The following is a 9,227-nucleotide window of genomic DNA, read 5'->3' on the forward strand; positions in this document are numbered from 1 at the left end:
AAGAGGAAAGGAGCAATAATATAATGGCACAAGCACAATATGCAGGTACAGGACGCCGTAAAAACGCCGTTGCACGCGTACGTTTGGTTCCAGGTACTGGTAAAATCACAGTTAACAAAAAAGATGTAGAAGAATACATCCCACACGCAGACCTTCGTCTCGTTATCAACCAACCTTTTGCAGTTACTTCAACTGAAGGTTCATACGACGTACACGTTAACGTTGTAGGTGGTGGATACGCTGGTCAATCAGGTGCGATCCGTCACGGTATCGCTCGTGCACTTCTTCAAGTAGACCCAGACTTCCGCGATTCATTGAAACGCGCTGGACTTCTTACTCGTGATGCACGTATGGTTGAACGTAAGAAACCAGGTCTTAAGAAAGCTCGTAAAGCATCACAATTCTCAAAACGTTAATCAATACGATTATATCAACGTTTCAAAGCACTTTGCAAAGATTTTGCAAAGTGCTTTTTTGTCGATTTTTGAGCTAGAATAGCTTTGTGATAACCTTCTGATAACCTCTTCTAAATTTTAAAAATCATGATTTATTTTGCTTTATTGAGATAATCTGCAAATTTGTCAATAGAGTTTTTCTCACCAGTTTTTGTAGTGTGAGTATAGACATCTAATGTCATCTGACTGCTTGCGTGGCCAAGTCGTTTTGATGTATTAGAAGGGTCGATTCCAATTTCAGACATAAGTGTTGCATGTGTATGTCTGAACCCATGTGGGCTAATTGGTTTTAATTTATGCTTTTTAATGATTCGATTCAGTACGTTATTAATGTAGTCAGCATGAAGGGGCTCAATTTTGTCATTGCTTGATATGTAAGAGAACATATATTCGTTACTAATATTCAGCTTTGTAAGAGGCAACTGAGATTGTTCTTTTAGATAGAAATTTCTCCATTGTTTAATAATATCGATTGTCTCATCATCAAGATAGATTGTGCGAACTGAAGATTCATTCTTTGTGCTCTTTTCAATCGCTTTACCGTCAATTCTTCCTAGACTTTTATCTATGTTTAAGAGATTGCTGTCAAAGTTAATATCAGCCCATTTTAAAGCGTATAACTCCCCTTTTCGTAGTCCACTAAATGCAAGCAGTCTAAATAAAGCAAAATGTTTAAATGGCTCAGTTTCTTTCACTATATCAAGGAAATGATGTAATTCCTCCAGTGACCAAAAATTATCTGATCTAGTTTTTTTGATTTTAGGCATGATAACATTCTTCATTGGATTTCGATCAATGTAGTTCATGTTGATTGCAAAATCAAAAATTTTTGAGGTATAGGATTTTATCTGTTTGATATTTTTGAAAGTCTGAGAATTTTGTGTAATAAAGTTTTGACAGTCTAAAGGACTGATTTGGTCAATAAATTTATCGCCAAATATTGGTAGAATATGTATTCGATAGATATTCTTAGTTTGGGAAGAAGTTGTTTCTTCAACGGTACCAACATAGGCATTAAACCATTCTTGATAAAGTTCTTTATAAGTGACTTTGGGGTTAGGTTTGTCGGTACTTACTGTGGGGGCAACGACACCAGCTTCTAAACGAGCTTCGTACAATTTTGCCTCTTTTTTGGTTTTGAACCCTCTCTTTAAGTGCCTTTTTTTCTTTCCATAAGCATCTAAGCCAATGTAAAAGCTGACATAGTATAGGATTCCTTTTTTTGTTTTGTATTTGTGTATAGACATTTTTCTCCGTATCTAAGTTTTCGGAGCTTATGTAATTGAGAAATGAGTGTCTATCTATTTTTTCTATCTTCTTGGCGGATAGCGTATTCGTCTGTTTTAATCCAGCTCTGCCAAACTTTAGAATCTTTATTTTGGTGATTCATATAATCTATAAACTCAGACATAAAACGTTTGTTTTTCTCAGCTAGATATTCTGAGAATATATGACGAAATTCATCTGAAAAACTATCATCAAGTGGTAGTGTTAATGCCCTTTCGCCAAATTCGATGCTCTTCTTTAACTTCTCCATATCGCTTTTAAAAGGTGTCACAGAACCAATTTTAGATGTTTTGAAACTATCTGTAACAATTTTAAGATTTGATGGAGCGTGTGGGTTGCTATCAAGTCCCATAATGTAAGCGACGGAAACATTAAAGTATTTTGCCAATTTTTCAGCATTATCTTTTTTAGGTTTGCGGATTCCTTGATTGTATCCAGAAAGTGTAGGATAGGCTATATTTGTAGCTTCGCTAATTTCTGTCAATTTTTTTCCGCTATTTTCTATCAGTTTAGTAATATGATTCGTCATAAGAACCTCCTTTTTATCATTATAACACATTTTATTCTTTTTGAATAAAAAAGCTTGACAAAATTCAAAAAGGATATATAATTCAAAATGAATAACAAATTAAATGGTTTCGGAGCTTATTTAATTTAGAAATGAGGTGTGAATTTATGTCGGAAACTACTTTAGTTGTCCAGCTTCCTAAAGAATTAGAGAAGCAATTACGTGCTCACTATGATGAGATGATTTCAAATGCTGTAGCAAGAGTATTTGAAGATAAAGAACTTTATAAACCTATGGTTCGTATGTCAGGTTTGTCTAGGTGGTTAGATGTATCTACGACAACAATCCAAAAATGGACGAAAGAAGGAATGCCAACCATGGTGATTGATGGAGTGACTTTATACGATAAAAGAGCAGTAACACGATGGTTGAAGCAATATGAAAGATAGGTACTCGTATGAATGGTGTTCAGTGGATCAAGATAACAACAGATATATTTGATGATGAAAAAATTCAGCTAATAGAATCAATGCCAGAAGGAGATACTCTTATTGTAATATGGTTTAAAATTCTGGTGCTTGCAGGAAAGCAAAATAATAGTGGCATATTAAGTCTAGGGAACAAGGTTTATTACACAGAAGAGATGCTTTCAACAGTGTTTAGGCGAAAGGCTACATCTGTAAAATTAGCTCTCAGCATGTTTGAAGAATTTGGCATGATAGAAATCATAGATGGCGCTATTACCATTCCAAAATGGGAGAAACATCAGAATATAGATGGACTAGAAAAGATTAGAAAACAAACTAGGGAACGTGTTGCTCGTCATAGACAAAAACAAAAAGCACTAATTACAGGCGAGCCACAACTCGTTTTAGACTGTAACGTTACAGTAACGGATGAAAATGATAATGTAACGCAAGAGATTAAGAACAAGAGTAAGAATAAGAAAGAGATTGAGAATATACTGGATAATAGTTCTAGAAAGCCTGAAACTTATATTCCACCCAAATATTATTCTTTGTTAGAATCCATTTCTTATAAGTACAATGATAGATTTTTGTATCCTAACAATTACACTTTAACACATGCTCAGAAGATGAAGATAGGCGAGTATTTGGCTAGTGGGTATGTAACTAGTGATGAAGTCATTAGCATGATTGAACGGATTCCTGAGGATGCGACGTCTCCTTTGGCGTATTTATTTAAGTCTATGGAGAATTTAAAGCAGGAACGTATGCTGGAGTGCAAAGCTATTGCCCATGAAAATGCCCGAAAGAAGTATATGATAAATGAGTAGATATAGGACTGTTCTAAAGAAATGTTACATCACTGAGGAGCAAAATGAAATAGTGAATAACTTGATTGAAATGACAAATCATCTAAGTTTTTCCTCTTATGCCAGAAAAATGTTATTTAAGAGCTCGCCTATTTATCTTCAATTTGATTTTGAATCTTATCATGACTTTATATTTCAAGTTAGAAGAATTATCAATAACTTACGTCAGTTAGAAAGAATAGCAGAACAAAGTGAGGATTTGGATAATGTAAGGATATTTCACTACTGCGTTGAGCTGATGATAGAATATGAAAAGAAGACAAGTAAACAAGTGAAAGAACTTGTAAAACGACTAAATAAGAAAACGAGGTGATAGGACCATGAGAATAAAATCTGTGTTGAAACAGGTGTTTTTGACGGAAGAAGAAAATAAAAAATTAAATGATTGTATGAGGAAGGAAAATATTCGTAATTTTTCTGAGTTTGCTAGACAAAAATTAATACGAACAGATTTGAACATCCAAAAAGTCTCTTTTGAAGGTTTAGTTCCTTTAACAGAAGAGTTGGAACAAGTCGGAAAGAATATCAATTCTATAGCCCGTCTTGCAACTGTAGTTGGGAGAATAAGCTATGAAAACAAAATGGATATGTCTATTTTGATGCAAAAAATAGTTGATGTGATGGAGGAAAAAGATGTTTATTTTCAAAAGTAATATGGATAAGGATTTTGATCAGATATGTGAATACATATTGAAATTAAAGCGAGCAGAATTATTTCTTCATGGAATTAAACAACAAGATAAAACGAAGGCTCGTTTGTATCATGCGATGCTGGAATACTATGATGCTAACCATAAAAAAGAAAGACATATGAGAATTTTAAAATAAGGAAACGCTGTTAAAAATTTTGCAGCGTTTTTTATATATCTTCTTAAAATATTTGTACACACAAATGACAGTCAAATTGATTTTTGGGATTATTTTATCGAGAAGGAAAGATTTCTCATAATATGACTTTGCGAGCTCAGAGTCTGTATACACACACTCCCAAAATCATCCTAAAATTTGTATACACAAAGTGTATGTACTTTTTGGGATGATTTGAATTTTGGGGAATCCCCAAACCCCTGATGAATTATACGAGCAAAAAAATTTGGGAGTAAGTTTTAGAAAGAACTATTCTAAAGTATTTAAAATCTGACTTTAAGTAAATTTTTTATTATGTGACTATTAGCCTGTCTCACTCCGCTAGGTGCGAGACAAAAAAATACCCGCTATGCGGGTGTGTACTGACCCCCAAAAGTTAGACAGAAAAAATCTAACTTTTGGGGTCAGTACAAAAGCGTTTTTATTGTATAAAGAATATCAAATAGTTTGAGGGTTTTACTTGTCGCTGTATTTCTTCACTATCCTTTTTGTAATACTCCTGCTTTGTTCCTGAAATATCTACAGTGAATACGTCATCCTTGAAGGTATAATTCTCTTTTCGGTTTATGATATTAGAGCCAGTCGGTTCGATTGTTGCACTGTCTTTATCAATTGTAAAGGTGTCGGCCTCTCCTTTGTTGCTATTTCCTTTGTTACCTGAAATGGTAAAGGCAACTTCATTTCTACTCTCGTTTATTCAACGGTATTCGCCATCTAAAGAATTGCTTGATTGGTTAGAGCATGCAATTAATAAAATTGTAGATAGAGACACTAAAAGTAATGTGATAAATCTTTTCATTTACATACTTTTTATTTCTATATTATATTAAAGAAACATTACATAAGTAAGACAGTAATTTTTTAGGTTGATCTCTTTCTTTCGGGAAAATCATTATGTTTCGGAAAGTCAAGATTTTGTTATTATTTATGATATACTGGTACCGTAATTATATCCTTACAGAGGTTAAGTAAGGGTTTCAGTACACGTCAATAGATGTCAAAATATTGATTTTAAGCGATTTTTGATTTTTGGAAACTCATTATATCGCACTACAAATCAATAAAAACTGTACCTTTTTTAGATAAATATATTATCTGGATATTGAAGTTAAGCCCTGCTGTCATTTCGATGGCAGGGCTTTTTAATATTTGGTACACTAACTTCTTATCTGTATTTTGGTGGATTTTAAGTTGACATCTACAAAGTTTAATGTTAGAATACATTCAAAAATATATTTGAATGAGGTATTTTATGATTCAAAATGTTGTTACTTCAATAATCCTGTATTCTGGGACAGCCGTAGACTTACTTATTATCCTAATGTTATTTTTTGCCAAAAGAAAAAGCAGAAAAGACATCATTAACATCTATTTAGGACAATTTCTAGGCTCTGTTAGTCTAATATTGCTAAGTTTGCTTTTTGCATTTGTCTTAAATTATATTCCTAGTAAAGAGATTTTAGGTTTACTCGGTTTGATTCCAATTTTCCTAGGTCTCAAAGTTTTGCTTTTAGGAGATTCTGATGGAGAAGCTATTGCCAAAGAAGGTTTGCGCAAAGATAATAAAAACCTGATATTTCTAGTCGCTATGATTACTTTTGCAAGTTGTGGTGCTGACAATATTGGTGTCTTTGTTCCATATTTTACTACCTTAAATTTAGCAAATTTGATAGTAGCTTTACTTACCTTTCTAGTCATGATTTATCTCTTGGTTTTTTCTGCCCAAAAATTGGCACAAGTCTCTTCTGTTGGAGAAATTTTGGAAAAATATAGCAGATGGTTTATTGCCGTTGTTTATTTAGGATTGGGGATATATATCCTGATTGAAAATAACAGTTTTGACATACTATGGACTATATTAGGCTAGGAGAAAATATTATGAAAAAAGATAGTATCTGCCAAGTGAATGTTATAAATCAGCAAAATATTACAACCGCAACGAACTACCTTGAAAAGGAAAAAGTCCAAAAATCACTTCGCATTTTAACAAAATTTACCGATAATAAACAGATAAATATCATCTTCTATCTTCTTGCTGTTGAAGAACTCTGTGTCTGTGATATAGCCTGTTTACTAAATCTCAGTATGGCATCTACTTCCCACCATCTTCGTAAACTAGCCAATCAAAACATCTTGGGCACTAGAAGAGAGGGGAAAATTATATATTATTTTATAAAAGATGAGGAAATCAGGGATTTTTTTAATCAACTAGGATAACAACTATTTTTACTACTTTTCCATGATTCTAGGGAGCTACTCTATGAAATTTTTTGATGAAAATTACTCACAAGAAATAATATATAGAACTGTTTAAATATCTTCAGGATAGAAAAAGAAATTGTCCAGGCACGAAGAAACTGTATATTTGTTGCTAAACTGTACATCATCTTTATGATACAGTATTTCGTATTTCTCAACTACATAAGCTCCGAAAACTAAAATGTGATAACCCTTTGATAACCTCTCGATTTTCAAAAGGATTATATATGTAAATATTGAGGATTTATCTCTTAAAATTACTTGATTTTAGTGATAATTTACCATAAATATCATAATGTAGAAAAAACCAGGTCTTAAGAAAGCTCGTAAAGCTAGCCAGTTCTCAAAACGTTAAGAACCAGCTACAATACAGAATTTACAACACTTCATGGTTCACACCATGGGGTGTTTTTTTGATGATTTTTAACAAAATTCACACCATTACTTTTTAAGATTACGATAGGCAATTTCTCCAACAGCCATTGGAATAACATTCGAAGTATTGACATAAGTCTTTGTTGTAATCGTGTCACTATGGGTTAGAGCTTCAGAAATAGCTTCAATAAATGTTTCAGCATGTTTAGCTAGCGGTGCTCCGGTATGTTGCAGTTTATGAGGTGTAGCATGTCTAAGTTCTGGATGACGACGTTTGACAGATTTCATTTTATTTTTAAGATAGTCAGAGTGTAGAGGGCTATTAACATTACTCTTCATATCGATATAAGTAAAGACATATTGTTCATCGGATTGGATAATTCCAAACTTTGATAGTTCGTATTTTTGTTGTTTTTCCCAAGAGGTAAGAAGCTGAAGTAAGTCATTAGAAATAGAGAAAATAGGCTAGCAAAAACCTATTTCAGGAGAAAATAAAGTAAATCTCTCCACAATAAAACACATACTATCAAGGTTTTGTAATACCTGATAGTATGCGTTTTTAGAATTTTAAATCCTGATTGCTTAGTCTCTTTTTCATTATAGTTCCGTTTGATTTATAGTTTTATTAATTCTATGGAGATTCATCATTTTGAGTAATAATAGTGCTTCCAGAAGTTAAAGATTCCATTTTATCCTTCAAGTGTCTGTATTAGATAATGTGTTCTAAATTTACTATATCTTGTTAGGATTTGAGTAGAATCATTGATAACAGAGTGTTGCAAATCTAGTTAGCTGAATAATTTATATTTATCTATTTTTCTAGTAACCAATCTATGATATTTTTCTTCTCAATACCATTGTAATTTGCTGTGGGCTGAATCGTATCCATTGTTAATAGATATTTTGGGAATTGATCTTTAATGGCTTCTAGTGGTCTAAGTTCTCTTTCTAGTGTTTCTGGAGCAAGTGTTGTTTCACTGACTTGATAATAAGTGTAGTGACCAACATCAGTTACAACAACAAAATCAACCTCATATTTATCTAAATTACCAACATATACTTGCGAATATCTACGTCTCAATTCCAAATAGACAATATTTTCCAAGATATGGCCAATATCTTCTTTGTGGTCTGGCAATAAGAGGTGTCGTAAACCTAAATCAACGGGATAATATTTTTCTAAGCGTTGTAATAATGCTCTGCCTTTTACATCAAAACGTGGAACGGAATAAAAAAGTAAACTGTCTGTCAAAGTCGTCAAATAATTTTCCAAAGTATTATGGGATATTGAAACATTTTGGCTGACCAGGGTATTGCGAATCTTATTTGTTGATATTAAGCTACCTGTACTACTGAGAAGGGTTCGGACAATGCGTTCAATAATAGTAGGATTTGGATTTCCCAATCTAGTGACAATATCATTTAACAGTATTGAGTTATATATTCCTCTGAGATAGTCAATTTTTTCAGCGTAAGATGATGTTTGCAATAAGTAAGGGAAAGCACTAAAGAGATAATTGTTAAAAATTTCTGTTGTATTCAGATTCTCTGAGAGAGATTGCCCTGATAGGTATTCTTCAAATGACAAAGGAAGGACCTCTATCTCAACATACCGACCAGTCAAGTTTGTAGCTAATTGACTGCTCATAAAGTAGGCGTTTGATCCAGTCAAATAGAGGTCAACATTTGGCAAGATGAATAGACTGTCTGCTACTAGTTCAAATTTTTCAACATGTTGAATTTCATCTAAAAAGATATAGTATGTTTTCTCCTTAACTAACCGCTCTTTTATATAAGTGAATAATGTTTGAAAATGTCGCAGTTCATAATAACTCAGATCTTCAAAATTGATGGATATAATCTGATCCTCGTCTACCCCAGTTGCTAGTAACTCCTCTTTATAGAGTTGAAAAAGCACAGATTTACCAGCTCGTCTAACTCCACTTACAACCTTAATGATTTGGCGGTCACGATGTCTTCTTAAAAAGTCTAAATAATGTGGTCTTTTAATATAGTTCATAATAGTTACCTCAAAGATAGTATAATACAAATAGCAATTATTTTCAAATATTTGGAAATAATATTTTATTTTTTTGATTATTTCTAAGTATTTAGAAATAATAGATGGGGCTATTTAAAT

11 protein-coding genes and 2 pseudogenes are annotated in these 9,227 nt (G+C 32.8%); 7 read left to right on the top strand and 6 right to left on the bottom strand.

Annotated elements, in window-relative coordinates; all coding sequences use genetic code 11:
• Positions 1–23: 23 nt before the first annotated feature.
• Complete coding sequence (rpsI, locus tag HMPREF9425_RS08775; protein WP_002888293.1) at positions 24–416, top strand: 30S ribosomal protein S9; 393 nt, start codon at positions 24–26, stop codon at positions 414–416.
• 131 nt (positions 417–547) lie between these two features.
• Here the strand turns inward: rpsI and HMPREF9425_RS08780 are convergent, their stop codons facing one another.
• Entirely contained in the window at positions 548–1,702 is a 1,155-nt protein-coding gene (locus HMPREF9425_RS08780; protein ID WP_003098336.1) for a site-specific integrase, read from the bottom strand.
• Positions 1,703–1,752: 50 nt separating this feature from the next.
• Positions 1,753–2,271 carry a helix-turn-helix domain-containing protein gene (locus HMPREF9425_RS08785; RefSeq protein WP_000181350.1) on the bottom strand — a complete coding sequence of 173 codons (519 nt, stop codon included), beginning with the start codon at positions 2,269–2,271 and terminating at the stop codon, positions 1,753–1,755.
• 146 nt (positions 2,272–2,417) lie between these two features.
• Here HMPREF9425_RS08785 and HMPREF9425_RS08790 point away from each other — a divergent pair, with 146 nt between their 5' ends.
• The 4 genes from HMPREF9425_RS08790 (at position 2,418) to HMPREF9425_RS08810 (ending at position 4,414) form a co-directional block, all read left to right on the top strand.
• The gene (locus HMPREF9425_RS08790; RefSeq protein ID WP_000005472.1) at positions 2,418–2,699 is read left to right on the top strand and encodes a hypothetical protein; all 282 of its coding nucleotides are present in this window, start codon (positions 2,418–2,420) and stop codon (positions 2,697–2,699) included.
• Between the two features lie 8 nt (positions 2,700–2,707).
• Positions 2,708–3,547 (top strand): phage replisome organizer N-terminal domain-containing protein, encoded by an 840-nt coding sequence (locus tag HMPREF9425_RS08795; RefSeq protein WP_001014727.1) that lies wholly within the window; start codon positions 2,708–2,710, stop codon positions 3,545–3,547.
• 359 nt (positions 3,548–3,906) lie between these two features.
• Positions 3,907–4,239, top strand: a complete 333-nt coding sequence (locus HMPREF9425_RS08805) for a hypothetical protein (RefSeq protein WP_001220782.1) — start codon at positions 3,907–3,909, stop codon at positions 4,237–4,239.
• Complete coding sequence (locus tag HMPREF9425_RS08810) at positions 4,220–4,414, top strand: hypothetical protein (protein WP_000469564.1); 195 nt, start codon at positions 4,220–4,222, stop codon at positions 4,412–4,414. The genes HMPREF9425_RS08805 and HMPREF9425_RS08810 overlap by 20 nt, the downstream gene beginning before the upstream one ends.
• A 460-nt stretch (positions 4,415–4,874) precedes the next feature.
• On the opposite strand, the pseudogene HMPREF9425_RS10765 reads toward HMPREF9425_RS08810, so the two are convergent.
• Together HMPREF9425_RS10765 and HMPREF9425_RS10470 are read right to left on the bottom strand one after the other, a co-directional pair.
• Positions 4,875–5,252 (bottom strand): annotated as a pseudogene (locus tag HMPREF9425_RS10765) (hypothetical protein).
• A 251-nt stretch (positions 5,253–5,503) separates the two neighbouring features.
• Complete coding sequence (locus tag HMPREF9425_RS10470; protein WP_081448754.1) at positions 5,504–5,677, bottom strand: FanG protein; 174 nt, start codon at positions 5,675–5,677, stop codon at positions 5,504–5,506.
• Positions 5,678–5,705: 28 nt separating this feature from the next.
• Here HMPREF9425_RS10470 and HMPREF9425_RS08815 point away from each other — a divergent pair, with 28 nt between their 5' ends.
• Together HMPREF9425_RS08815 and cadX are read left to right on the top strand one after the other, a co-directional pair.
• Positions 5,706–6,320 carry a CadD family cadmium resistance transporter gene (locus HMPREF9425_RS08815; protein ID WP_000615750.1) on the top strand — a complete coding sequence of 205 codons (615 nt, stop codon included), beginning with the start codon at positions 5,706–5,708 and terminating at the stop codon, positions 6,318–6,320.
• A gap of 11 nt (positions 6,321–6,331) precedes the next feature.
• Positions 6,332–6,670: a Cd(II)/Zn(II)-sensing metalloregulatory transcriptional regulator CadX gene (cadX, locus tag HMPREF9425_RS08820; RefSeq protein ID WP_000711088.1), complete on the top strand. Its 339-nt coding sequence runs from the start codon at positions 6,332–6,334 to the stop codon at positions 6,668–6,670.
• A 483-nt stretch (positions 6,671–7,153) separates the two neighbouring features.
• Here the strand turns inward: cadX and HMPREF9425_RS08825 are convergent.
• Both HMPREF9425_RS08825 and HMPREF9425_RS08830 read right to left on the bottom strand, forming a co-directional pair.
• A pseudogene (locus tag HMPREF9425_RS08825) lies at positions 7,154–7,546 on the bottom strand (site-specific integrase); the annotation flags it as partial.
• A 352-nt stretch (positions 7,547–7,898) separates the two neighbouring features.
• Positions 7,899–9,107, bottom strand: coding sequence for an ATP-binding protein (locus HMPREF9425_RS08830; RefSeq protein WP_003098347.1), 1,209 nt, complete (start codon positions 9,105–9,107; stop codon positions 7,899–7,901).
• Positions 9,108–9,227 lie beyond the last annotated feature (120 nt).

It is taken from the genome of Streptococcus vestibularis ATCC 49124, from assembly GCF_000188295.1.
In the GTDB taxonomy this organism is placed as follows: Bacteria; Bacillota; Bacilli; order Lactobacillales; family Streptococcaceae; genus Streptococcus; species Streptococcus vestibularis.

Bases quoted from the DNA above. Each gene is read 5' to 3' on its own strand.
- HMPREF9425_RS10470 (WP_081448754.1), bottom strand. From the start codon at position 5,677: ATGTATTCTAACATTAAACTTTGTAGATGTCAACTTAAAATCCACCAA.
- rpsI (WP_002888293.1), top strand. From the start codon at position 24: ATGGCACAAGCACAATATGCAGGTACAGGACGCCGTAAAAACGCCGTT.
- HMPREF9425_RS08795 (WP_001014727.1), top strand. From the start codon at position 2,708: ATGAATGGTGTTCAGTGGATCAAGATAACAACAGATATATTTGATGAT.
- HMPREF9425_RS08815 (WP_000615750.1), top strand. From the start codon at position 5,706: ATGATTCAAAATGTTGTTACTTCAATAATCCTGTATTCTGGGACAGCC.
- HMPREF9425_RS08830 (WP_003098347.1), bottom strand. From the start codon at position 9,107: ATGAACTATATTAAAAGACCACATTATTTAGACTTTTTAAGAAGACAT.
- HMPREF9425_RS08780 (WP_003098336.1), bottom strand. From the start codon at position 1,702: ATGTCTATACACAAATACAAAACAAAAAAAGGAATCCTATACTATGTC.
- HMPREF9425_RS08805 (WP_001220782.1), top strand. From the start codon at position 3,907: ATGAGAATAAAATCTGTGTTGAAACAGGTGTTTTTGACGGAAGAAGAA.
- HMPREF9425_RS08785 (WP_000181350.1), bottom strand. From the start codon at position 2,271: ATGACGAATCATATTACTAAACTGATAGAAAATAGCGGAAAAAAATTG.
- HMPREF9425_RS08810 (WP_000469564.1), top strand. From the start codon at position 4,220: ATGTTTATTTTCAAAAGTAATATGGATAAGGATTTTGATCAGATATGT.
- cadX (WP_000711088.1), top strand. From the start codon at position 6,332: ATGAAAAAAGATAGTATCTGCCAAGTGAATGTTATAAATCAGCAAAAT.
- HMPREF9425_RS08790 (WP_000005472.1), top strand. From the start codon at position 2,418: ATGTCGGAAACTACTTTAGTTGTCCAGCTTCCTAAAGAATTAGAGAAG.